This is a genomic window from Pseudomonas sp. SDO5522_S412 (genome assembly GCF_054071215.1).
Window position 1 is genome coordinate 1 of the sequence record NZ_JBSVWQ010000096.1, and the last position, 22,415, is coordinate 22,415.

The following is a 22,415-nucleotide window of genomic DNA, read 5'->3' on the forward strand; positions in this document are numbered from 1 at the left end:
TTTGGGGCGTTTGCCAAAAGTGACCCGCTGTAAGAGCGGAACCATAAGCGGCCGTAACCTAAATAACGGATATGTACTCAAACAAGATCAAGCATTCCCCGCCAACCTCAACCGAGCCGCCTGAGTAAAATCCAACATCCGCTTCAGCGGTCTAACCGCCTGCGGAATCACCGAAGGCTCAACAAAAATCTCATTACTCCCCTCACGCAAGCACTGCAGCGTACGTTCCAGGGTATTCATCGCCATCCACGGGCAATGCGCACAACTGCGACACGCCGCCCCATTCCCCGCCGTCGGCGCCTCGACAAACACCTTGTCCGGGCACAGCTGCTGCATCTTGTAGAAAATGCCGCGGTCGGTGGCCACGATAAACGTCTTGTTCGGCAACCGCTGCGCCGCCGCAATCAACTGGCTGGTAGACCCCACCGCATCCGCCAACTCAATCACCGAAGTGGGCGACTCCGGGTGCACCAGAATCGCCGCGTCCGGGTACAACGCCTTCATGTCCTCCAACTGCTTGGACTTGAACTCCTCGTGCACGATGCACGCACCATCCCACAGCAACATGTCTGCACCCGTCTGACGCTGGATATAGGTGCCCAGGTGCTTGTCCGGCCCCCAGATAATCGTCTCGCCGTTATCCATCAGGCTTTCGACAATCTCCAGCGCACAACTGGAAGTCACCACCCAATCAGCACGGGCTTTCACCGCCGCCGACGTGTTGGCATATACCACCACCGTGCGCTCAGGGTGCTGATCACAGAATGCCGAGAACTCATCCACCGGGCAGCCAAGGTCCAGAGAGCACGTGGCTTCCAGTGTCGGCATCAGGATGCGTTTTTCAGGCGTGAGGATCTTGGCCGTCTCCCCCATGAATCGCACGCCCGCCACCAATACGGTCTTGGCCGGGTGCGCGGCGCCGAAGCGGGCCATTTCCAGGGAGTCGGACACACAACCACCGGTTTCTTCGGCCAGGGCCTGAATCACCGGGTCGCAGTAAAAGTGTGCCACCAGCACCGCGTCCTGAGCCTTGAGCTCGGCGGCGATGGCGGCGCGGTAGCCCGCCTCTTCTTCGGCGCTCAGCACCTTGGGCTGCTTGGCGTCGAGGTGGGCTTGGACCAGAAGGCGTTCGGAAATTTGCGTCATGTTCGCAAGACCTGCAGGCGCAGTTGCGCGAAAGTCGAGTGTACCACCGGCTCTGGAGCCTTTCGGGCGCCGCCGGACGAAGTGATTGTGTTCATCAAGCACGGTGAAGCTGCGCAAGGCTACAGAATATCGAATGGTTTCAAAAGCCTAATCTGGGATTCGGCCAGGCATGAAAAAGGGAAACCCGGCCAGGGGTTTCCCTTTTTTACAACGACCGGTTTAACCGGGCAAAGCGGACGGATCGTCTTGCAGCAACGCCCACTGATGCATGTTCGCCAGGGCATCCTTCAGGATGGTTTCATCGGCGCCCTTGGCACTCTTGCCTTCCCGCGCCGCATATTCCAGCAGTACCAGGTAGTCGCGATGGCTGGTGGCCTCGTTCGGTACCACGCTGTCTTTAACCAGTCGAGCCATCTCGTATCGCTGGGTGCGGGTGTTCTGACTGGCGCTTTGGTCCACGGAGGCGTTGGTCAAGAAACCATCCTTGTAGGTGATGTTCGCCGCACTGCTGGCCTTGTCGTCGACCTGCACATAGAGGTAGTTCTGCGACTCGCGCCTGGTATCGAAAGCCGGCGGCTTCCCGCCATCCAGGCCCTGATGGAAACTGGCCTTGAGGCTTGATCGCTGGACCTGATCGATCGTGCGATTGGAGAGGTCATTGCCGCCGATGCGCGTTTTCTGGGAAATCCCATAGGCAAACGTATCGGTTTCCCCTGGGCGCGCCGGGTTGGGGGAGCTGGCCGCCTGGCTGATGGAGGCCTTGAAATCCGCCAGGCCCGTCAGCAGGCCTTGATCTGCCGCGCTGCGGGTCAGCGGCGCAGGCGCTTTGGCGCCCTGCGGGTAGTTGCTGTTCATGGCGGTAAACGCATCCTTGAACATCGCCATCAGGTCAGCATCGGCTTTGCCCCGCGCCTGGGCCTTGTCGAACTGGGCCAGGTAGCTTTTCAGCGCGATTGCCTGTTGCTTGGCGTTGCCGAGGATGCCGGCGTTCTTCAGGTCGACCGAGAGATTCACTTCCCCCGCCGGGCTACTCATGCGCGTGGTGCGGCCCTGGCTGTCCGCATGGAATGCAAGCGTGAGGTCGTCAGTATTGCTCACTTTCAATTTGCCGCTGAGGTCCACCGAAGCCAATACGCTGGAATCAAACTGCGTCAGCTTGCTCAGCTCGAGTTTCGGCGGCTGGGCGGCCAGGCCGTCGATCGCGTCCTGGAAGGCTTCGCCCAACTTGGCGACTTCCTTGAGTTCGGCGGCGCTGAGGGCGCCACCGTCCACCTTCGCCTGCGCGGCCAAGCCTCCCAACTGGCTGGCCAGGCTGAAGGTGACGGTCTTGCCGCTGGCCGTCTTGACGGTCAGGCTGACCAGGTTGTCGGCCCTGCTGTGCAGCAGCGCCTGTTGAACCTTGAGTTCGGCGGGGCTTTGGGTCCTGGAAGAGCTGGTGCTCAGCGCCGACTGGGAAATGTCGGTACCGCTCTTCGCAAATTGCTCAATCAGGGTGGCGCCCAGGCCGCTGAAGCCTGTGCCTCTGGGCAGTGCAGGGAAATTCGTGCTGATCGCTTTGGTGACCGCATCGTCGCTGTCACTTTCCCAGGCATTGATCGGCCCATGGCCGGGCAATTGGCCGTTGCGGGAATACGTCTCGGCTTGAACGTCTACCGTGACATTGCCAAGGCTGACCACCGAGGAAGGTCGCACGGCAGCGGCGTCCGTTTCTGGCGCCTGCTTAGCTGGCGGGGTAACGGCGGGTCGATTGGTAAGGGCGATGGCGGAGCTGATCGGCGAAAGCGTAGTCATGACGATCCCTGTCTTGAGCTGGATTGCAGCCAATTTAACCAAGACAGGGAAGGTTTGGTAGCGCGACCGATACAATTGCTAGCAAAGAGCCATGTCAGAAAACTGACTCTTTGCCCTCTTCCGGTGCATCAGAAGCGGTAAGTCACCGAACCGCCGAAACCGTTGGCGCTGTTTTCATACTTGGCGTCGTAGGTCAGCGCCAGTTGCGGATTATTGTCGCGGACCTTGATCGGCTCTTCTTTCAGGTAGGAATAAGCGACGTCGAAGGTCAGGTTATCCACTGGCGTCCAGCCGGCGCCCAAGCTGAACACCGTGCGATCGCCCGTAGGAATACGTACGGACCGGTCGGTGTTGTTGGTGGGCGTCTGGTCCACCGAAAAGCCGGTACGCAGCACCAGTTGCTTGTTCAACTGGTACGACAGGCCGATGGCGTGAGACCAGGTGTCATGCCAGTGCTGTTCTTCGGTGATGGAGTTCAGGCCGGCCAGTTCGGTGGCGAGGTCAGAGACGCCACTGTTGTTGATCGTAATCTTCTTCAACTGGCTCCAGCGGGTGTAGGTGCTGCCGACGTACAGGGTCCAGTCATCGTTGAGTTTATGGGTGACCGAGAAGTCCACGGACGACGGCGTGGTGACATCCAGCTTGGCGTCATACCGCTGCGGGCCGCCATCCACCAGGTCGGTGAGCACCCCCGAGGCGTTGGTTTTGCCCGACAGGTGATACACAACCTGCGAGTGGTAGGTCACACCAATGCGCGTGCTTTCAATCGGCTGCACCAGGATACCGGCGTTGAAACCGGTGGCGGTGTCGTCGCCCTTGACCTTTACGCTTTCCGTGCCGAGGCCAAATGCCGGGACCTTGGAGTCCAGTTCGCCACTGATACGGTTGAAGGTCGGACCGAAGCCCACCGAAACCTTGTCGTTGAAGGCATAGCTGACGGTTGGCTGCACCGTGATGACTTGAACCTTGCTTTTGTTGCCAAAGCCATTGCCCTGGAAGCTGTGTTCATAGTCGGTCACGAGGCCGAACGGCGCGTAGATTCCCAGGCCAAACGCCCAGTGTTCATCAATCGGCGTCACCAGGTAGCCCATCGGTACGGCGATGCCGGGGACCATATCGCCTTTGTTGGTGCCGGGGTTGTCCACGCCACCTTGGCTGGAGCTGGCATCCTTGATGTTCGACTTGGCATCCAGGTAGGTCGCCCCGATGCTCACTTCATTCTGCTTGAGACGAGACATGCCCGCCGGGTTGCCAAACACCGTGCTGGCGTCATCCGCGGAGGAGGAACGCCCGGCGTAACCGGTCCCCATTGAACTGATGCTTTGTTCGTTGAGGGCAAAACCACCGGCAAACAAGGAAGTGGAGGCAAGGGAAATCGACAGCGCCAAAGCGCTCTTGAAGAGTTTTTTATTCATTATTAGAACTCGAATTATTGGGCAGCGAGAGGAAGCTACCAATCTTCGAGCGGGCAAATTATGAAGAGTTTTTCATGCGCAAAATTGTCCGACAATCCTATTTTTTTCAAAGACTTCGACGGTTTTTCCAGCACTTATTCAGACCCCGGAACCTGAATATGACTGACGGGTTTTAATCTCGCCGTCACGCTTGCAGCAGGCCGGATTGCCTGCCATCGAATATGCGTGAAGGCGCTGGTGATATAAGTGTCGCAATGACATGATGACGGCCATTTAACACGCGTGGCAGCACTCAAATGAATAGCACTATCGGGACGGGTCCTGAGACAAACAGCCCACCTGAATCTGGCGAGAGTGATTTGTCCGCCGCGGGCCTCAACCACAGCGAAGCCTTCACCGAACGCGTGCTTGCCAGCATCAACGATTGCATCAAGGTGCTGGACCTCGACGCCCGCCTGACCTTCATGAGCGAAGGCGGCAAGCAGATCATGGAAGTCAGCGACTTCAATGCGATCCGCGGCTGCCCCTGGCCCGACTTCTGGCACGACCAGGGCAATCTCGATGCCAAGGCTGCCGTTGAGGCCGCCAAGGCCGGTCGCAATGCCAGCTTTGTCGGCGCTGCCCACACCCTGGCCGGCAACCTTAAATGGTGGCACGTGAACGTCAGCCCGATCATGGGCAGTGACGGCCTGCCGGAGAAAATCCTCTGCGTGTCCCGGGACATCACGCCCCTGCGCGAAGCCGAAGAGTCCCTGCGCAAACTCAACGAGTCCCTGGAACAGCGGGTGGTCGAACGCACTCGCGATCGCGACCGTATCTGGCGCCTGTCGCCGGACCTGATGCTGGTGGCACAACTCGACGGTGTGATCTCCGCCGTGAACCCGGCCTGGACACGCATGCTCGGCCACGCCGAAAACGACCTGGTGGGCAGCCAGTTGCTGGCCCTGGTTCACCCCGACGACCTGGCCGTCTCATCCTCGGCGGTCAGCCGTTTGGGCGATGGCAAGAACTTCCCCAATTTCAAGAACCGTTACCGCCACCAGGACGGCAGCTACCGCATGATCGCCTGGACGGCCGTGCCCGACAGCGACTACATCCACGCCGTGGGCCGTGATATCCAGGCTGAGGAAGAAGCCAAGGAAGCCCTGCGACTGTCGGAAGACGCCCTGCGTCAGTCACAGAAACTGGAAGCCATCGGCCAACTCACTGGCGGTGTCGCACATGATTTCAATAACCTGCTGACGGTGATCAAGTCCTGTGCCGACTTGCTCAAGCCACCTGCCCTGAGCGAAGCACGCCGCGTGAAATACGTGGAAGCCATCGCCAGCACGGTCGATCGCGCGGCCCGCCTGACGGCCCAGTTGCTCACATTCGCCCGCCGCCAGGCTTTGCGACCCGAGGTGTTCAACGTCGGCGAAAGTGTAAAGCGGGTGGGCGAGATGATGGACAGCCTGACCGGTTCACGGGTCAAGGTAAGCATCCAGGTGCCTGACGACGCCTGCTTTATCAACGCCGACGAAAGCCAGTTCGATACCGCGCTGGTCAACATGGTGGTGAACGCCAGGGATGCCATGGCCGGCAACGGGCATTTGACCATCACCGTTTCGACGGCAAGCTGGCTACCCTCGGTTCGCGCTCACCCGGTACGTGTCGCCGATTACGTGACCATCGAACTGGCGGACACCGGCTCGGGTATCCCGCCGGAAAAACTCGACGCGATCTTTGAGCCCTTCTACACCACCAAGGGTATCGGCCAGGGCACCGGCCTGGGCTTGTCCCAGGTGTACGGCTTCGCCAAGCAATCAGGCGGGGAAATCCTGGTACAGAGCGAGTGCGGCAGGGGTAGCCAATTTACGCTGTACCTGCCCAAGGTCGAGCCAAGTGCCATGCCGGTACCTCAAGACACCAGCGCTTCGCCCATCATCTCAGGCTTGTGCGTGCTGATGGTCGAGGACAACGCCGATGTGGGCCTGTACACCTCGCAAACCCTGGAACAGATGGGCTTTCACGTGCTGTGGGTGCCGGATGCGAACAGCGCGCTGGAAGCCCTGGCCCCCAACCCAGAAAGCTTCCAGGTGGTGTTCTCCGATATCTCCATGCCCGGCATGAGTGGCCTGGAGTTGCTGGACGCAATCGAAGCCTTGTACCCATGGCTGCCGGTGGTGCTCACCACCGGCTACAACGACGAATACGCGCGTATCGCCCAGGAAGAAGCCAGCCGTTTTGTCTTGCTGCAAAAGCCGTATTCCACCGAGGTGCTGGCCCTGCTGCTGCAAAAAGTCGTCAAGAGCCGCCTGCCCCTGGTCGCACAAGGCTAGACCGCAGGCCGGGTCGTGTCCGGAACATTCCCCATCTCCAGGGCCAGATCCAGCCAGGCCCGCGCCGCCGGTGGCAAGTGCGCCTGTCGCCGCCAGGCCAGGGCGATGTGCCAATCAGTCTGGGGCTCGTCCAGCTGGATCAGGGCGATGCCGGCGTGCAGGTGTTTGTAAGCCAGCATGCTCGGTAGAAACGCGACACCCAGGCCCGCGGCAACCAGGTCGACGATAAAGTCGATCTGCGCACTGCGGGCGGTGATACGCGGGACTACGCCTCTGCGCTCGCAGGCTGTGAGAATGATCCGGTTAAGCGCAAACCCGGCCTCGAATAGAATAAAGGGCGAGTCAGCCAGGTCGGAAAAATCGACGCTTTTACGCCCGGCCAAAGGATGGTCGATCGGCATCACCACCATCAGTGGCTCGACACGCACATCCTGATATTCAAATTCTCCCGCCACCGGTACCAGCAACGCGGCCAGGTCCACCTCCCCGGCCTCCAGGCATTCGCCCAACTTCTTGCTGCCATGCTCGATCAGCTCGATCTCGATTTCCGGATAACGCTGTCGATACAAGGCAAACATCGCCGCAAACAGCACCCCACTGCCCACCGGCGGCAAGCCGATGCGCAATACACCGCGCTTGAGCCCCAGCAAGTCGTTGATCTCGGCCACCAGGTCACTGCGCTCCGCCAGCAACACCAGCGCTCGGCGGTAGGCAATTTCGCCGGCGGCCGTGAGCTCGCTCTTGTGGCCGATGCGATTGAACAGCGGCGTGCCCAATTCATCTTCCAGAGTCTTGACCGCCTTGCTGACGGTAGACTGGGTGAGCGAAACCACCTCGGCTGCTTGTGAGAAGCTGCCCTGGCGAACTACTTCGACAAAGGCCAGCAACGTACGAAGGTTCATGAGTATTCCGTTTGCGACTTGATTCAAGTTGGAAAAGTTGTTTTTACCATGAAAGGCCTTTGTCTATCCTCACCCCACCGTTTTCTTCACTCGGGGCATCACTGTTCATGATCATTTCGTCTGCATCGGATTACCGCGAAGCCGCCCGCCGCAAACTGCCGCGCTTCCTGTTCGACTACATCGACGGCGGCGCCTACGCCGAACACACCCTCAGGGCCAACAGCTCGGACCTGTCGGATATCAGCCTGCGCCAGCGCATCCTGCGCAACGTCGAAAGCCTGAGCCTTGAAACCACGTTGTTCGACCAGCCATTGGCGATGCCGATGGTCCTCAGCCCGGTGGGCCTGACCGGCATGTTTGCCCGGCGTGGTGAAGTCCAGGCGGCGAAGGCGGCAGCGAACAAGGGCATTCCGTTTTGCCTGTCGACCGTTTCCGTGTGCCCGATCGAGGAAGTGGCGTCCCAGAGCCCGCAATCGATCTGGTTTCAGCTGTATGTGCTGAAAGACCGCGGCTTCATGAAAAACGCCCTGGAGCGCGCCCAGGCCGCCGGGGTGAAAAACCTCGTGTTCACGGTCGACATGCCCACCCCCGGCGCGCGTTATCGCGATGCCCATTCGGGTATGTCCGGTGCCTACGGGCCGCAACGCCAAATCCTGCAGGCCATGACCAAACCAGCCTGGGCCTTCGATGTGGGCCTGCTGGGTCGCCCCCACGACCTGGGCAACATCTCCAAGTACCTGGGCAAGCCCACCCAACTGAAGGACTACATCGGCTGGCTGGCCAACAACTTCGACCCTTCCATCAGTTGGAAAGACCTGGAGTGGATCCGCGAATTCTGGAAAGGCCCGATGATCATCAAAGGCATCCTCGATCCACAGGATGCCAAGGACGCGGTGAGCTTTGGTGCCGACGGCATCGTCGTCTCCAACCACGGCGGGCGCCAGTTGGATGGCGTGCTGTCCACAGCCAAGGCACTGGCGCCTATCGTACAAGCCGTGGGCAGCGATCTGACGGTGCTGGTGGACTCCGGCGTACGCTCGGGGCTGGACGTGGTGCGCATGCTCGCGCTGGGCGCCAAGGGCGTTCTGCTGGGCCGTGCACAGGCTTACGCACTGGCCGCCGACGGGCAGCGTGGCGTGGAGAACCTGCTGGATATCTTCGCCAAGGAAATGCGCGTGGCCATGACGTTGACCGGAGTCACGTCGATCGCCCAGATCGATGAGTCGATCCTGGTGCGCAGCCAGGGTTGATCAGTGCAGCGACCTCGGAACATCCCTTCCGGGGTCGCCCACAGATATTTCTAAATGTTTCTTCATAAAGCCAAACCGTCATTAAACAGACACATTTCAGGAATTAAATCGTCACGTCCCAGGCAGGTGGAGTCCTCCACCTGCCCCCTTCCTTTGAGGTGTCGTCGTGATGTTGCTGACCAAAAAGAGTCTGTCAGTGTTGTTCACTGCCCTGTGCCTGAGTGGTGTCGCTCACGCCACTGACGTCACGGGCGCAGGCTCCAGTTTCGTCTACCCGGTGCTGTCCAAGTGGTCCCAGGAATACAGCAAAAGCTCCAGTGACCGGATCAACTACCAGTCCATCGGCTCCGGTGGTGGTATCGCCCAGATCAAGGCGGCTACCGTGGACTTCGGTGCGTCCGACGCGCCGCTGTCGGCGGATGAACTGAAGGCCGGCGGCCTCGGCCAATTCCCAAGCGTGATTGGCGGCATCGTGCCGGTGATGAACGTCGAGGGCGTTGCAGCTGGCCAGCTGAAACTCGATGGTGATGTGCTGGCGAAGATCTTCCTCGGTGACATCAAGGCCTGGAACGACCCGGCGATTGCCGCCCTCAACCCCGGCTTGAAACTGCCGGGCGCGAATATCACCGTGGTCCACCGCTCGGACGGCTCGGGCACCTCGTACAACTTCACCAACTACCTCTCCAAGGTCAGTGATGGCTGGAAAACCAAAATCGGTTTCGGCACCACCGTGCCGTGGCCGGTCGGTGTGGGCGGCAAGGGTAACGAAGGTGTTTCGGCCTACGTGAAGCAGATCAAGAACTCCATCGGCTTTGTTGAATACGCCTACGCCCTGCAAAACAAGATGACCTACGCCTCACTGAAGAACGCGTCCGGCAAATTCGTCGAGCCCAACGCCAAGGCCTTCCAGGCAGCGGCTGATACTGCCGATTGGGCCAACGCCCATGACTTCAACCTGATCATGACCAACGCACCGGGCGAGAACGCGTGGCCGATCACGGCGACCACTTGGATCATCATGTACAAGCAGGCAAAAAACGCCGAGCAAAGCCAGGCCGCTTTCAACTTCTTCAAATGGTCGTTGGAGAAAGGTCAGCAGCAGGCTGCGGCATTGGACTACGTAGCGTTGCCCGATTCCCTCGTGACCCGGATCGAAGGTTACTGGAAGTCTGACTTCGCCCACTGATCCGCCTCTATAGCCCCCTTCCTCAAGCATGTGCATGCTTGATGGAGGCGGGTGAGCACTTCTGATATGAACGACACCGTGCAATCCCTGGTTATGACTACTCACGCAAGCGACGTGTCGGGTGATAGCCGCGCCGCTCGCGATCAGCGCCACGATCTGTGGTTCAAACGCTCGATGTTCGGGGCCGCGATGCTGGTGCTGCTGCTCTTGGCAAGCATCGCCGCCTCCACCCTGTGGGGCGGTGGCCTGGCCTTCAAGACCTTCGGTTTCGGTTTCATCACCAGCACCGAGTGGGATGCGGTCAACAACCACTTTGGCGCCCTGGTACCGATCTACGGCACCTTGGTCACCTCGTTGCTGGCGTTGCTGATTGCGGTGCCGGTGAGTTTCGGCATCGCGATTTTCCTCACCGAAGTGGCGCCGCCCTGGCTCAGAATGCCGGTCGCCTCCGCCGTTGAATTGCTCGCGGGCATTCCCTCGATTATCTATGGCATGTGGGGCCTGTTTGTTTTCGGGCCCTTTATGGCTGAACACTTGTCACCCTGGATCAACGATTACCTGGGTGCGCTTCCGTTTATTGGATCGCTGTTCCAGGGGCCACCGCTGGGCATCGGGATGCTGACCGCCGGCATCGTGCTGGCGATCATGATCACGCCGTTCATCACGTCGGTGATGCATGAGGTTTTCCGCAGTGTGCCGACTCAATTGAAGGAGTCGGCCTACGCACTGGGCAGTACTACCTGGGAAGTGGTGTGGGACATCGTCCTGCCCTACACCCGTTCGGCAGTGGTCGGCGGGATCTTTCTCGGCCTCGGTCGCGCCCTGGGTGAAACCATGGCCGTGACCTTCGTGCTGGGCAACGCGCAACAGTTCTCCGCCTCGTTGCTGATGCCCAGCAGTTCCATCGCGTCCGTCATCGCCAACGAGTTCAGCGAGGCGTACACCGACCTGCATCGTTCGGCGCTGATCGCCCTGGGCTTCCTGCTGTTTATCGTGACATTCGTGGTGCTGGCACTGGCGCGGCTGATGCTCATGCGCCTGTCCCGCAAGGAGGGCCTATGAGCAGCAACGAACGCCTGTACCGCAAGCGTGCCTTGAAGAACCGGGTGGCCATGCTGCTCAGTTGTGGCGCGACAGTCTTTGGCCTGCTGTGGCTGGCGTGGATTCTGCTGACCACCATCATCAACGGCTTTCAGGCGCTCAACCTGCGCCTGTTTACCGAGATGACGCCGCCACCCGGAACAGACGGCGGCCTGGCCAACGCGTTTTATGGCAGCGCCCTGATGTCCGGGATTGCGCTGCTGATTGGCACGCCCATCGGACTGATGGCCGGTATCTGGCTGGCGGAATTCGCACGGCACTCGCGCCTGGGTACCACGGTGCGTTTCATCAACGACATCCTGCTGTCCGCGCCGTCGATCGTGCTGGGCCTGTTCATCTACACCGGGGTGATCCTGCCGCTGAACCTGCTGACCAATCACCAGGTAGGTTTCTCCGCCATTGCCGGTGCCCTGGCGCTGGCCTTGCTGGTGATTCCGGTGGTGGTGCGCACGACCGACGAGATGCTCCAACTGCAACCTTCCACCATGCGCGAGGCGGCCCTGGCCCTGGGCGTACCCCAGTGGAAACTGACGTTGCAGATCGTGTTGAGAGCGGCCAAGGCCGGCGTGGTGACCGGCATCCTGCTGGCGCTGGCGCGGATTACCGGGGAAACCGCGCCGCTGCTGTTCACCGCCTTCGGCAACCAGTTCTGGAGCAGCAACCTGCTCAAGCCGATTGCCAGCGTGCCGGTGGTTATTTTCCAGTACGCCATGAGCCCCTTCGATGACTGGCACTCCCTCGCATGGGCAGGCGCCTTGGTACTGACGATGTTCGTGCTGGTGCTGAGCTTGATGTCTCGCCTGATTCTTTTGCGCAATAGGTCCCACTGATGCAATCGACCCGCCTTGATCCTGAAAAAACCAAAATCCGTGTCCGTGGGTTGGAGTTTTTCTACAACAACCAGCGTTCGCTGAAATCCATCGACATCGACATTCCGGAAAAACGCATCACCGCGATCATCGGCCCATCGGGCTGCGGCAAGTCGACCTTGCTGCGCGTGTTCAACCGTATCTACTCGATGTACCCGAAGCAGGAAGCCCGCGGTGAAGTGCTGCTCAATGGCGAAAACATCCTCGCCCCCGGCTATTCGATGAACCGCCTGCGTAGCCACGTCGGAATGGTCTTCCAGAAGCCGGTACCGTTCCCGATGTCGATCTACGACAACATCGCCTATGCCGTGCGCCACCACGAAAAGCTGTCGCGCCGGGAAATGGATGATCGAGTCGAGCAAGCCTTGCGCGGCGGCGCGCTGTGGGATGAGGTGAAAGACAAACTCAAGCAGAGCGCCCAGAGTCTCTCAGGCGGGCAGCAGCAACGCCTGTGCATCGCCCGCACCATTGCGCTGCGCCCACAGGTATTGCTGCTGGATGAACCGACCTCGGCGCTCGACCCGATTTCCACCGGGCGCATCGAGCAGTTGATCACCGAGCTGAAAGAGCAATACACGGTGATCATCGTGACCCACAACATGCAGCAGGCCGCCCGGGTGTCGGACAGCACGGCGTTCATGTTCATGGGCGAACTGATTGAGCATGGCAATACGGATGAGATCTTCACCAAGCCGAAGATGAAACAGACCGAGGACTACATCACCGGGCGGTTTGGCTAGCTTTAACAAAAAAGCCGATCACTCTCTGTCGCGAGAGTGATCGGCTTTTTACTGGGCAAAAAAAAACCCGGAAATCCTCACTTGCGTGGGCCTTCCGGATTTTCTAAACCGCCAAAAATGGTGGGTCGTGTGGGATTCGAACCTACGACCAATTGGTTAAAAGCCAACTGCTCTACCAACTGAGCTAACGACCCGCTGTGTGGTGGCGCGTATAATACTGATTTCTAAGGATTATTCAACACCTTATTTAAAATAAATCAGAAATAACGCGTTGGGTCAGTAATTCCGGCCGCTTGGAAGCCCTCTGCACGCAGTCTGCAGCTGTCGCATTTCCCACAAGCGCGACCATCAGTGTCTGCCTGATAGCAGGAAACAGTCAGCGAGTAATCGACGCCAAGTCCTACGCCTGCCTTCACGATATCGGCCTTGCTGCGGTTCTGCAGCGGCGCCAGGATGCGAAAGCCCTGCCCTTCTACACCGGCCTTGGTCGCCAGGTTGGCCATGCGCTCGAACGACTCGATGTACTCGGGACGGCAGTCCGGGTATCCGGCGTAGTCCAGGGCGTTGACGCCGATGAAGATGTCGCGGGCATTGAGCACCTCGGCCCAGCCGAGGGCCAGGGACAGGAAGACCGTGTTGCGTGCCGGCACGTACGTCACCGGAATGCCTTCGCTGGGGCCTTGCGGCACGTCGATGGAGCTGTCGGTCAGCGCCGAGCCACCCATGCCGTCGAGATTCAGGCCGATCACCTTGTGCTCCGCCGCGCCCAGGTCTCGGGCGACACGGGCGGCAGCGTTCAGTTCGGCACGGTGACGCTGGCCGTAGTCGAAGCTCATGGTGTAGCAGCTGTAGCCTTCTGCACGGGCCATGGCGACCACGGTCGCGGAGTCGAGGCCGCCGGACAGCAGGATCACCGCACGTTTTTGATCAGTCATCTCAGCGCCCCGGCTCATCGTTCCACAGGTACTTGTGCAGCTGCAGTTGCAGACGCACCGGAAGGTTGTCTGCAACGACCCAGTCGGCCAGGTCGCGAGCATTCAGGTCATGATGGCTGGGGGAAAACAGCACTTCGCCGGCGCGGCGGTCCAGGCCATATTGGATCAGCTTGGAGGTCGCCCAGTCGTAGTCTTCACGGGAACAGATGACGAACTTGACCTGGTCGTTGGCCGTCAGCAGCTCGATGTTCTCGTAGCGGTTGCGATGCACTTCCTTGGAGCCTGGGGTCTTGAGGTCGACGACTCGGCTGACCCGAGGGTCGACTGCAGAGATATCGAGGGCGCCGCTGGTTTCCAGGGACACCTCGTAACCGGCATCGCACAACTGCTTGAGCAAGGGAATGGCATTGGGCTGTGCCAGGGGCTCGCCACCCGTGACGCAGACATAACGCGGCCGGTAACCGGCCACCTGCTCAAGGATGTCTTCAAGGGTGCGCACGGTGCCGCCGCTGAAGGCGTAGGCGCTGTCGCAGTACTGGCAACGCAGCGGGCAACCGGTGAGGCGCACAAATACAGTGGGCAGCCCGGCAGTGCGCGTTTCACCCTGCAACGAGTAAAAAACTTCGGTGATACGTAATGTGTCTTGCATAGTCGCCACGGGCGTAACAGCTAAACAGGCTGTCCGCCTCCGTCAGGCACTTCAAGGAATTGCGCCAACGCGTAAACCCCAGGAAGCGTGTTTCATAAAAGGGCGTGGATTCTAACGAAAAAACCCGCGCAGGGCGCGGGTTTCTTCTGAACGGGTTGCGACGCTTACATGCGTTGCAGATCCCGCTGAGCCAACTGGGCCGCAGAGGTACCCGGATACTGGGCCACCACCTGCTGCAGAATGCCTTTGACCTTGTCGGTATGACCCAGGCGGCGTTCTACGTCAGCCAGTTTGTACAGCGAATCCGGCACCTTGGCGTGCTTGGGGTACAGCTGGCTGACCTTGGCAAATGCCTGGCCTGCGCCCTGCAGATCACCCTTGGCCAGGTTCACCTCACCCAACCAGTACTGGGCGTTGCCCGCGTACTGGCTGTTCGGGTATTTGCGCAGGAATGCGGTAAAAGCCTGGCTGGCCTTATCGAAATCCTTGGCTTTGATCAGGTCGAAGGCTGCATCGTAATACAGCTTTTCCTTCGCTGGATCACCCGGTTCGCTGCTGGCGGCAGGGGCTTGGCTGGCAGCCGCGGCCCCTGCCGCTGCACCACCGGCGGCGCTTGCGGCGCCACCGGCAGAAGAATTATCAGGAGTGGCGGCTGGTGTAACGCCGGCTCCAATGCGTCGATCAAGATCCTGGTAACGCTCCAGGCCTTCTTGCTTCAGCTGGTTCACTTGATTCTGCAGAACCTCAATCGTGCCTTGTTGCTGCGACAATTGATCCTGCATGCGTTGCAGCTGGTTGAACAGTTCGCCCTGTGCCGAAGGCGCGGCAGTTGCCGCGCCCCCGGCATAGGCGCCGTTCGTGCCATAACCCGCTGGCGGATAACTGCTCCCGCTATTGTTATAGCCAGAGTTGCTATCTTCCACAGGAACCGCAGCCCACACCGCAAGCGGTGCCAGGCTGAGAGCCAATACAGTTAGAGCACGACGGCACGTTCGCATGACGAATTACTTACGCAGTTCGACGCGACGGTTTTGAGCCCAGGACTGCTCGTCGTGGCCAGTAGCAACTGGACGCTCTTTACCGTAGGAAACCAGTTCCAGTTGGCCTGGAGCAACACCTTGCAGAACCAGGTAGCGCTGAACGGCTTTCGCACGACGCTCGCCCAGTGCCATGTTGTACTCACGAGTACCACGTTCGTCGGTGTTACCTTCCAGAACAACGCGAGCGCCGTTAGCTTTCAGGTCCTTCGCGTGAACGTCCAGAGCGCGCATGGCTTCTGGTTTCAGGTCCGAACTGTCGTATTCGAAGTAGAAAGTGGTGATAGCGCGCAGAGCAGCTTCTTCGCTCAGGGAGCCGTCAACTGCACCAGTGTTAGCGCCGTAACCAGCGTTTGGATCAACAGCTGCGCCTTCACCGGCATTGTCGCCGCCTTTAGACGAGCAACCAACGGCTACGGACAGAGCCAGAGCCAGAGCAGCAAACTTACCAAACTTCAGCATTTCCATCGTGAAACTCCTAATGAACCCCAGTGTGTTAAGTACTTCTTTTTGTAGCGCCGCGTCAGTTCAGGTAAGGGGACCAGGACGGTTCTCTGACTTCGCCTTGAGCGGTAGGAAGCGGGAGCCTTACGCGTCCATTAATGGACACGAGCATCAAGACTCCCCGGCCCTGCTGGCGGGTGGCGTAGATTACCATGGTGCCGTTGGGCGCAACAGTAGCTGACTCATCAAGGTTGGTATCTGTAAGGATTTTTACGGTTCCACGCTGCAAATCCTGGGCCGCAACCCGGAAATTAGTGAAACCATCCTGACGGTGAATCATCACCAACGTCTTTTCATCAGCCGAAAGCTTAGGTGCAGCGTTGTAGTTACCAATAAAGGTCACTCGTTCGGCGCCGCCGCCGTTGACGCTGGTTTTGTAGACTTGCGGCTTGCCGCCACGGTCGGAGGTGAAGTAGATGGTCGAGCCATCCTTGCCCCAGAACGGTTCGGTGTTGATGCCCGGGCCGCTGGTAACACGGCTCAGTTGGCGCGAAGCCATGTTCATCACGTAGATGTCCGGGTTGCCATCTTTGGACAGCACGAATGCCAGGCGTGAACCATCCGGCGACCAGGCTGGCGCGCCATTCAGGCCTTCGAAGTTGGTGATCTGCTCACGGCGACCGGTATCGATGTGCTGGACGAAGATCCGTGGACGCTTCTGTTCAAAGGACACGTAGGCGATACGCTTGCCATCTGGCGCGAAACGCGGCGACAGGATCGGCTCACGGGATTGCAGCAACGTCACTGCACGCGCGCCGTCATAGTCGGAACGCTGCAAAGTGTAACGAGTGTTGTCTACCGAAAAACGCTCGGCCGTTACATAGAGCAAGCGCGTGGAGAAGGCACCCTTGATCCCGGTCAGTTTTTCAAACGACTGGTCGGAGATGTAGTGCGCCATGTCCCGCAGCTGATCCGTGGTGCCCGACACGCTGCCGGTCAGCACTTGCTGCTCGGTCGCGACGTTGAACAGGGTGTACTGGATCTGCAGGCGACCGCCGGCGGGCGTGATGCTGCCCACCATCAGGTACTGGGCGTTCAGCGCTTTCCAGTCACGGAAGATGACTTCGCTGGCCTGGGTCGGCTGGCTGATCATGTTGCCTTTGTCGATCGGTGCGTAGTAGCCGGAGTTGCGCAGGTCATCGCTGATGATCTGCGACATGTCGTCCGGCAGCACGCTGCCGCCCTGCCAGCCAAACGGCACAACGGCGATCGGGGTGGCCCGATCGCTACCGCTGGTGACCAGGATGTTCTTTTCATCCGCCGCCGCTATCCCTGCCATGCAGCAAATAACGACAAGCATTCCTCGAAGAAGGTTTCTCACAAGGCTAGATCCTCAGGTGTGAATGTCATCTTGAATGAACGGTAGGGAGCGAAGTCGCTTGGTTTCATTCCCTGCATCTCGGTCAACCGGCCAATGTTCTTGACCGCTGCTACCGCCGAACTGTCGAACGAACCGTCGCCACTGGACTTGGCCACGCTGACCGAAGTCACCGTACCGTCCGGCAACATGCCGATCTGCAGCACTACTGTCATGCCTTTACGTGCCGAAGGAGGACGGGTCCACCCTTCCGCTGCCCGTGAACGAATCAGGTCGTCGAAACTGCCCGCGACTTCATCACCACGTTCATCGGCCAAGGCTTGCTGGCGCTGCGGCGTGTCGGAAAGCAAATCGGCCAAGGCCTGGGCCTTTTTGTCTTCGGTCGATTTACGCGCTGCTTCCTGGGCCTTTTTCTTGGAGGCATCGGCAGCAGCTTTCTTCTTCGCATCGTCGGCGATCTTCTTCTTCGCCTCGTCAGCTTCAGCTTTCTTCTTGGCGTCGTCCGCGGCTTTCTTCTTCGCGTCTTCGACTATCTTTTTCTTCGCGTCTTCAGCGGCCTTTTTCTTGGCCTCTTCTTCGGCAGCCTTCTTGGCTTCTTCTTCAGATTTCTTCTTGGCTATATCAGCCAATTGTTTCTCTTCAGCCTTCTTGGCTTCGGCAGCTTTATCGGCTTTCTTGGCTTCATCAGCCTTTTGCGCCTCTGCAGCTTTCTTCGCCTCGTCAGCCTTTTTCGATTCCTCGGCCTTTTGAGCCGCCTCTTCTTTCTTTTGTTCCGCAGCAGCCTTCACCGCTTCCTGCTCGACCTTCTTCTGTTCCATCTGCTCGACTTCAGTCTGGCGCGCAGCCGACTTCTGGGCCTCACCCGCAATCTTCTGATTGGTCTGGGTGGTGGCCTGGCTTTTCGATTTCAGCTGATACAGGGTCGCCTGCACGATCGGCTTGGCTGGCGGCAGGTCCGGGGTCATGGCAAAGCTGACGAACAGCATGCCAAACACCAGGACGTGCAGGGCAATTGCCCAGACGCTAGGCCAGAAGTAGCTTTCCGAGGCGGACGGCTCTCGCTGTTGGTGCATCAGGGCGCCTCGGTAATCAAGCCAACATTACCGACCCCGGCCTTCTGCAGCCCGCCCATGGCGCCCATGACGGAGCCGTAGTCGACGACCTTGTCGCCGCGAATGAACACCTGGGTGTGCTTGCCACCTTCGTTGCCGGCGCGAATGATCTTGGTCACGGCATCAGTCATCTGCGGCAAGGTCATGGCCTTGTCCTGCTGTTTCTGAGTGTCGACTTCGCTGCCAAGGTTCCAGTAATAGGTCTTGTCAGCCTTGATCGAAATGGTCAGGACCTGGGTGTTGTTGTCCTGCGGCAAGGCTTCGCTGGAAACCTTGGGCAGATCAACCTTCACGCCCTGATTGAGCATCGGCGCGGTCACCATGAAGATAACCAGCAGCACCAGCATCACGTCGATGTAAGGCACTACGTTCATCTCGGCGACCGGCTTGCGCTTTTTGCGAGCTCGAGCGATTAAAGCCATTGGGAATTACCTGCTTATTCTTCGCTGGTGTGCACTTTACGGTGCAGGATCGCCTGGAATTCATCGGCGAAGGTGTAGTAACGGCTGATCAAGGTTTCGCCACGAGCGGCAAAACGGTTGTAGGCGATTACTGCGGGAATAGCTGCGAACAGGCCGATGGCGGTGGCGATCAGCGCTTCGGCGATACCCGGGGCCACGGTGGCCAGGGTCGCTTGCTGGGCCTGGGCCAGGCCGCGGAAGGAGTTCATGATCCCCCATACGGTACCGAACAGGCCGATATACGGGCTGACGGAACCTACGGTGGCGAGGAACGGCAGGCTTTGCTCAAGCTTTTCTTCTTCGCGGGAGATGGCGACGCGCATGGCACGGGCCACGCCTTCCATGACCGCTTCCGGGTCAACGCCTGGCTGCTGGCGCAGACGGGAGAATTCCTTGAAGCCGGCGCGGAAGATCTGCTCGACGCCCGAATCCGGGTCCGGGTTGCTGCCCGCCTGGCGGTACAGCTTGGACAGGTCGATACCCGACCAGAAGCGCTCTTCGAAGCTCTCCAGGGCACGTCGACCAGCACGCAGCAGGTTGCTGCGCTGAAAAATCATGACCCAAGAGGTAACCGATGCGGCTACCAGGACCAGCATCACCAGTTGAACCACGACACTGGCATTGCTGACCAGGCTCCACATGGAGGAATGGTCGACGACGGTAGGTTCCACGCTAAATCTCCTGCTCTGAATGTTTACCCGCGCCGCTCACGCCGGCAAAGGCCGCGCGTAGAGTTTCGGGAATGGCCCGGGGTTTCAAACTATTGGTGCGAACACAGGCCACCAGGAACTGCCCCTCACAGAGCAGCGTTGCATCCGTAGCCCGCCTGACCTGCTGTTTAAAGCGCAGGCTGGCACGGTTCAATTCGGTTATTTCTGCGCTGACCAGCAGCTCGTCGTCCAGTCGCGCCGGCGCGTGGTAACGCGCCTCGCTGGAATGCACGACAAACAACAGGTCCTCCCCTGCCAGCTGGGATTGGGCAAAGCCCAGATCCCGTAGCCGCTCGGTTCGAGCCCGCTCCATGAACTTTAGGTAATTGACGTAATAAACGATGCCGCCAGCATCGGTGTCCTCGTAATAAACGCGACAGCGATGTGCGAACGACTGATCCCCGTTTTGCGCGCGCATACTCTAGTGCTTACTCCTCAGGTTGCCAATCCGGCCAGGCAACTGTTTTTCATTCTGTGGCACATTTCTAACGAAAGAATGACGACGCCAGCCACTAGGACAGCACAAACTCCGAATAAATCGAATCGCCAAGCGTTTTTAATCGTCTACTGCATCGAGGAATTCGTCTACTACGGGCATCTCGCCCAATCGTGACGGAATGTTTAACCCAAAGTGCAGATACGCATGCCGGGTGACCACACGCCCCCTTGGCGTGCGCATGATGTAGCCCTGCTGAATCAGATACGGCTCCAGTACATCCTCAATCGTATGCCGCTCTTCGCTGATGGCGGCGGCGAGGCTGTCCACGCCCACCGGGCCGCCATCGAACTTCTCGATCATGGTCAACAGCAGGCGCCGGTCCTGGTGATCAAAGCCATGCTCATCCACATCCAGCAGGTTCAGCGCCAGGTCTGCCACGGGCTTGGTGATATGCCCCTTGGCCCGCACTTCGGCAAAGTCGCGCACCCGGCGCAGCAGACGGTTGGCAATCCGCGGGGTACCACGGGCGCGGCGGGCGATTTCAAAGGCGCCTTCCGGGTCCAGGGGCAAGCCAAGGATGCTCGCCGAACGGCTGACGATGGTGGCCAGATCCGCCGTACTATAGAACTCTAGACGTTGAACAATCCCGAAACGGTCTCGCAGCGGGTTGGTCAGCATGCCCGCACGGGTGGTCGCACCCACCAGCGTGAACGGTGGCAGGTCGAGCTTGATCGAGCGCGCCGCCGGGCCTTCACCGATCATGATGTCCAGCTGGAAGTCTTCCATGGCCGGGTACAGTACTTCCTCGACGATGGGCGAAAGCCGGTGGATCTCGTCGATAAACAGTACGTCGTGGGGCTCCAGGTTGGTCAGCAGCGCCGCCAGGTCGCCCGGGCGCTCCAGCACGGGGCCGGAGGTGGACTTGATCGACACGCCCATTTCCTGGGCGATGATGTTGGCCAGGGTGGTCTTGCCGAGGCCGGGCGGGCCGAAGATCAACGTGTGGTCCAGGGACTCGCTGCGCCCGCGCGCGGCCTGGATGAACAGCTCCATCTGCTCGCGCACGGTGGGCTGGCCGATGTATTCGGCAAGGCTCAGGGGGCGAATCGCCCGGTCCTGGATTTCTTCACGATCACGAGGCCCGGTGGCCGCGATCAGACGATCAGCTTCAATCACTTAAATCATTCCCTTCAGGGCGCGGCGGATCATGTCTTCGCTGCTCAGGTTCTTGTCCTTGATGGCTGACACGGCCTTGCTCGCCTCTTGCGGCTTGTAGCCCAGGGAGATCAGCGCGCTGACCGCATCGCTTTCAGCGCTGGCCACCGGCACACCCGGCGCATCAGGCTGGTTGGGCACCAGGGCAAACATGCTCGGCACAACCTCCCAGGCCTTGAAGCGGTCTTTGAGCTCCACCAGCAGGCGCTCGGCGGTTTTTTTGCCAACGCCCGGTACCTTGGTCAGCGCGGACGTGTCCTGGGCCGACACACAGCGCACCAATTCATCCACTTCCAGGCTCGACATCAGCGCCAGCGCCAGCTTCGGCCCCACGCCGTTGAGGCGGATCAGCTCACGGAAAAAATCCCGGTCACGCTTGCCAACGAACCCATAGAGCAATTGCGCGTCTTCGCGCACCACCAGGTGAGTGTGCAGGGTCAGCGGTTCACCGACCGACGGTAAGCGGTAGAGGGTGGTCATGGGCACTTCAAGCTCATAACCCAGCCCGTTTACATCCAGAATCAGGTGCGGTGGCTGTTTCTCAGCCAGGGTGCCGCGCAAGCGTCCAATCACGTTCGAATCCTTAAGAATCGGCTCAAATCAAGGCCTGGCCGGTAATAACGCGGGCATGCCGGCCGACAGCACAGGCCGTTCATGCACCCCACGCAGAATGAATGCGCTGATGCTATCAGAGACGCAGCCGGCCGCCACGACTGCGTGCGGTCCCCAAGCCATGGGGCATCAGGCTGGAACGGGTATGGGCATGGCAAATGGCAATGGCCAGGGCGTCGGAGGCATCGATTTGCGGTTTGGCGGTGAGTTTGAGCATGTGCATGACCATCATCATCACCTGCTCTTTATTGGCAGCACCGGTACCGACCACGGCTTGCTTGACCTGGGTCGCGGTGTATTCAGCGATCTCCATGCCCTCCTCGGCTCCGGCCACAATGGCCGCACCGCGGGCCTGGCCGAGCTTCAGGGCGGAGTCGGCGTTTTTCGCCATGAACACTTTTTCGATGCCCATGGTCACCGGCCCATAGGTCTGGATCACTTCACGCACGCCGCGATACACGATCTGCAAGCGCTCGGCCAACTCGCCGGCGCCGGTACGGATACAGCCCGACGCCACGTACACGCAGCCTCGCGGGGTCTGTTGGACCACGCCAAAGCCGGTGATTCGCGAACCGGGGTCGATACCTAGGATTAGAGTCATAACGCCTGCAGTTGGATAAAAAATTCTTGATATAGCCAAGATCAAAATGTGGGAGCGGGCTTGCTCGCGAAGGCGGTGTATCAGTCACCGTATTGACTGACTGA

At 59.6% G+C, this 22,415-nt stretch carries 22 protein-coding genes and 1 tRNA gene; 6 read left to right on the top strand and 17 right to left on the bottom strand.

Annotation, left to right across the window (positions count from 1 at the left end; translation table 11 throughout):
- Positions 1-87 precede the first annotated feature (87 nt).
- From nadA to ACW9I6_RS19000, 3 genes are all read right to left on the bottom strand, one after another.
- The gene (nadA, locus tag ACW9I6_RS18990) at positions 88-1,146 is read right to left on the bottom strand and encodes a quinolinate synthase NadA (protein WP_003209852.1); all 1,059 of its coding nucleotides are present in this window, start codon (positions 1,144-1,146) and stop codon (positions 88-90) included.
- Positions 1,147-1,365: 219 nt separating this feature from the next.
- Positions 1,366-2,937 carry a lactate dehydrogenase gene (locus ACW9I6_RS18995; RefSeq protein WP_457339660.1) on the bottom strand — a complete coding sequence of 524 codons (1,572 nt, stop codon included), beginning with the start codon at positions 2,935-2,937 and terminating at the stop codon, positions 1,366-1,368.
- Positions 2,938-3,065: 128 nt separating this feature from the next.
- The gene (locus ACW9I6_RS19000; protein WP_008432395.1) at positions 3,066-4,352 is read right to left on the bottom strand and encodes an OmpP1/FadL family transporter; all 1,287 of its coding nucleotides are present in this window, start codon (positions 4,350-4,352) and stop codon (positions 3,066-3,068) included.
- Between the two features lie 359 nt (positions 4,353-4,711).
- Here ACW9I6_RS19000 and ACW9I6_RS19005 point away from each other — a divergent pair, with 359 nt between their 5' ends.
- Positions 4,712-6,670 (top strand): hybrid sensor histidine kinase/response regulator, encoded by a 1,959-nt coding sequence (locus ACW9I6_RS19005; RefSeq protein WP_087692901.1) that lies wholly within the window; start codon positions 4,712-4,714, stop codon positions 6,668-6,670.
- Here the strand turns inward: ACW9I6_RS19005 and ACW9I6_RS19010 are convergent.
- Positions 6,667-7,572 carry a LysR family transcriptional regulator gene (locus ACW9I6_RS19010; protein WP_003209844.1) on the bottom strand — a complete coding sequence of 302 codons (906 nt, stop codon included), beginning with the start codon at positions 7,570-7,572 and terminating at the stop codon, positions 6,667-6,669. The two genes, ACW9I6_RS19005 and ACW9I6_RS19010, sit on opposite strands and share 4 nt — an antisense overlap.
- A 107-nt stretch (positions 7,573-7,679) precedes the next feature.
- On the opposite strand from ACW9I6_RS19010, the gene lldD reads away from it, so the two are divergent.
- The 5 genes from lldD (at position 7,680) to pstB (ending at position 12,718) form a co-directional block, all read left to right on the top strand.
- Positions 7,680-8,822 carry an FMN-dependent L-lactate dehydrogenase LldD gene (gene lldD, locus ACW9I6_RS19015; protein WP_457339661.1) on the top strand — a complete coding sequence of 381 codons (1,143 nt, stop codon included), beginning with the start codon at positions 7,680-7,682 and terminating at the stop codon, positions 8,820-8,822.
- Between the two features lie 169 nt (positions 8,823-8,991).
- Positions 8,992-10,008 (top strand): phosphate ABC transporter substrate-binding protein PstS, encoded by a 1,017-nt coding sequence (gene pstS, locus ACW9I6_RS19020; protein ID WP_003209841.1) that lies wholly within the window; start codon positions 8,992-8,994, stop codon positions 10,006-10,008.
- Between the two features lie 66 nt (positions 10,009-10,074).
- The gene (pstC, locus tag ACW9I6_RS19025) at positions 10,075-11,070 is read left to right on the top strand and encodes a phosphate ABC transporter permease subunit PstC (protein WP_087692899.1); all 996 of its coding nucleotides are present in this window, start codon (positions 10,075-10,077) and stop codon (positions 11,068-11,070) included.
- Positions 11,067-11,939 carry a phosphate ABC transporter permease PstA gene (gene pstA / locus ACW9I6_RS19030; protein ID WP_457339662.1) on the top strand — a complete coding sequence of 291 codons (873 nt, stop codon included), beginning with the start codon at positions 11,067-11,069 and terminating at the stop codon, positions 11,937-11,939. Before pstC ends, pstA begins: the two co-directional genes overlap by 4 nt.
- Positions 11,939-12,718: a phosphate ABC transporter ATP-binding protein PstB gene (pstB, locus tag ACW9I6_RS19035; RefSeq protein WP_003209835.1), complete on the top strand. Its 780-nt coding sequence runs from the start codon at positions 11,939-11,941 to the stop codon at positions 12,716-12,718. Before pstA ends, pstB begins: the two co-directional genes overlap by 1 nt.
- 118 nt (positions 12,719-12,836) lie before the next feature.
- Here the strand turns inward: pstB and ACW9I6_RS19040 are convergent.
- The 13 genes from ACW9I6_RS19040 to ruvC form a co-directional block, all read right to left on the bottom strand.
- A tRNA-Lys gene (locus ACW9I6_RS19040) sits at positions 12,837-12,912 on the bottom strand.
- A gap of 63 nt (positions 12,913-12,975) precedes the next feature.
- The gene (gene queC / locus ACW9I6_RS19045; protein ID WP_177045893.1) at positions 12,976-13,653 is read right to left on the bottom strand and encodes a 7-cyano-7-deazaguanine synthase QueC; all 678 of its coding nucleotides are present in this window, start codon (positions 13,651-13,653) and stop codon (positions 12,976-12,978) included.
- Position 13,654: 1 nt separating this feature from the next.
- The gene (gene queE / locus ACW9I6_RS19050) at positions 13,655-14,302 is read right to left on the bottom strand and encodes a 7-carboxy-7-deazaguanine synthase QueE (protein ID WP_003209831.1); all 648 of its coding nucleotides are present in this window, start codon (positions 14,300-14,302) and stop codon (positions 13,655-13,657) included.
- Positions 14,303-14,466: 164 nt separating this feature from the next.
- Positions 14,467-15,300: a tol-pal system protein YbgF gene (gene ybgF, locus ACW9I6_RS19055; protein WP_023659229.1), complete on the bottom strand. Its 834-nt coding sequence runs from the start codon at positions 15,298-15,300 to the stop codon at positions 14,467-14,469.
- Positions 15,301-15,306: 6 nt separating this feature from the next.
- A complete protein-coding gene (gene pal / locus ACW9I6_RS19060) occupies positions 15,307-15,807 on the bottom strand; it encodes a peptidoglycan-associated lipoprotein Pal (RefSeq protein WP_003209827.1) in 501 nt (166 codons plus the stop codon).
- Positions 15,808-15,862: 55 nt separating this feature from the next.
- Positions 15,863-17,143, bottom strand: a complete 1,281-nt coding sequence (gene tolB, locus ACW9I6_RS19065) for a Tol-Pal system beta propeller repeat protein TolB (RefSeq protein ID WP_032868196.1) — start codon at positions 17,141-17,143, stop codon at positions 15,863-15,865.
- 17 nt (positions 17,144-17,160) lie between these two features.
- On the bottom strand, positions 17,161-18,234 hold the full coding sequence (gene tolA / locus ACW9I6_RS19070; protein WP_003209823.1) for a cell envelope integrity protein TolA: 1,074 nt from the start codon (positions 18,232-18,234) through the stop codon (positions 17,161-17,163).
- Positions 18,234-18,686 (bottom strand): protein TolR, encoded by a 453-nt coding sequence (gene tolR, locus ACW9I6_RS19075; protein WP_161635741.1) that lies wholly within the window; start codon positions 18,684-18,686, stop codon positions 18,234-18,236. The genes tolA and tolR overlap by 1 nt, the downstream gene beginning before the upstream one ends.
- 23 nt (positions 18,687-18,709) lie before the next feature.
- On the bottom strand, positions 18,710-19,405 hold the full coding sequence (gene tolQ, locus ACW9I6_RS19080) for a protein TolQ (protein ID WP_003209819.1): 696 nt from the start codon (positions 19,403-19,405) through the stop codon (positions 18,710-18,712).
- 1 nt (position 19,406) lies between these two features.
- The gene (gene ybgC / locus ACW9I6_RS19085; protein WP_177045890.1) at positions 19,407-19,862 is read right to left on the bottom strand and encodes a tol-pal system-associated acyl-CoA thioesterase; all 456 of its coding nucleotides are present in this window, start codon (positions 19,860-19,862) and stop codon (positions 19,407-19,409) included.
- Between the two features lie 138 nt (positions 19,863-20,000).
- Positions 20,001-21,059, bottom strand: a complete 1,059-nt coding sequence (gene ruvB / locus ACW9I6_RS19090) for a Holliday junction branch migration DNA helicase RuvB (RefSeq protein ID WP_003209815.1) — start codon at positions 21,057-21,059, stop codon at positions 20,001-20,003.
- On the bottom strand, positions 21,060-21,671 hold the full coding sequence (ruvA, locus tag ACW9I6_RS19095) for a Holliday junction branch migration protein RuvA (RefSeq protein WP_003209814.1): 612 nt from the start codon (positions 21,669-21,671) through the stop codon (positions 21,060-21,062). It abuts the gene before it with no gap.
- A gap of 115 nt (positions 21,672-21,786) precedes the next feature.
- Positions 21,787-22,311, bottom strand: coding sequence for a crossover junction endodeoxyribonuclease RuvC (gene ruvC, locus ACW9I6_RS19100; RefSeq protein ID WP_003209812.1), 525 nt, complete (start codon positions 22,309-22,311; stop codon positions 21,787-21,789).
- Positions 22,312-22,415: the final 104 nt, after the last annotated feature.

Excerpts from the sequence above, each read along its gene's own strand:
- ybgC (WP_177045890.1), bottom strand. The coding sequence starts at position 19,862 with ATGCGCGCGCAAAACGGGGATCAGTCGTTCGCACATCGCTGTCGCGTT.
- queE (WP_003209831.1), bottom strand. The coding sequence starts at position 14,302 with ATGCAAGACACATTACGTATCACCGAAGTTTTTTACTCGTTGCAGGGT.
- pstA (WP_457339662.1), top strand. The coding sequence starts at position 11,067 with ATGAGCAGCAACGAACGCCTGTACCGCAAGCGTGCCTTGAAGAACCGG.
- ACW9I6_RS18995 (WP_457339660.1), bottom strand. The coding sequence starts at position 2,937 with ATGACTACGCTTTCGCCGATCAGCTCCGCCATCGCCCTTACCAATCGA.
- ruvC (WP_003209812.1), bottom strand. The coding sequence starts at position 22,311 with ATGACTCTAATCCTAGGTATCGACCCCGGTTCGCGAATCACCGGCTTT.
- pal (WP_003209827.1), bottom strand. The coding sequence starts at position 15,807 with ATGGAAATGCTGAAGTTTGGTAAGTTTGCTGCTCTGGCTCTGGCTCTG.
- ACW9I6_RS19000 (WP_008432395.1), bottom strand. The coding sequence starts at position 4,352 with ATGAATAAAAAACTCTTCAAGAGCGCTTTGGCGCTGTCGATTTCCCTT.
- tolB (WP_032868196.1), bottom strand. The coding sequence starts at position 17,143 with ATGCTTGTCGTTATTTGCTGCATGGCAGGGATAGCGGCGGCGGATGAA.
- queC (WP_177045893.1), bottom strand. The coding sequence starts at position 13,653 with ATGACTGATCAAAAACGTGCGGTGATCCTGCTGTCCGGCGGCCTCGAC.
- pstB (WP_003209835.1), top strand. The coding sequence starts at position 11,939 with ATGCAATCGACCCGCCTTGATCCTGAAAAAACCAAAATCCGTGTCCGT.
- nadA (WP_003209852.1), bottom strand. The coding sequence starts at position 1,146 with ATGACGCAAATTTCCGAACGCCTTCTGGTCCAAGCCCACCTCGACGCC.
- tolA (WP_003209823.1), bottom strand. The coding sequence starts at position 18,234 with ATGCACCAACAGCGAGAGCCGTCCGCCTCGGAAAGCTACTTCTGGCCT.
- ybgF (WP_023659229.1), bottom strand. The coding sequence starts at position 15,300 with ATGCGAACGTGCCGTCGTGCTCTAACTGTATTGGCTCTCAGCCTGGCA.
- pstC (WP_087692899.1), top strand. The coding sequence starts at position 10,075 with ATGAACGACACCGTGCAATCCCTGGTTATGACTACTCACGCAAGCGAC.
- ACW9I6_RS19010 (WP_003209844.1), bottom strand. The coding sequence starts at position 7,572 with ATGAACCTTCGTACGTTGCTGGCCTTTGTCGAAGTAGTTCGCCAGGGC.
- lldD (WP_457339661.1), top strand. The coding sequence starts at position 7,680 with ATGATCATTTCGTCTGCATCGGATTACCGCGAAGCCGCCCGCCGCAAA.
- pstS (WP_003209841.1), top strand. The coding sequence starts at position 8,992 with ATGTTGCTGACCAAAAAGAGTCTGTCAGTGTTGTTCACTGCCCTGTGC.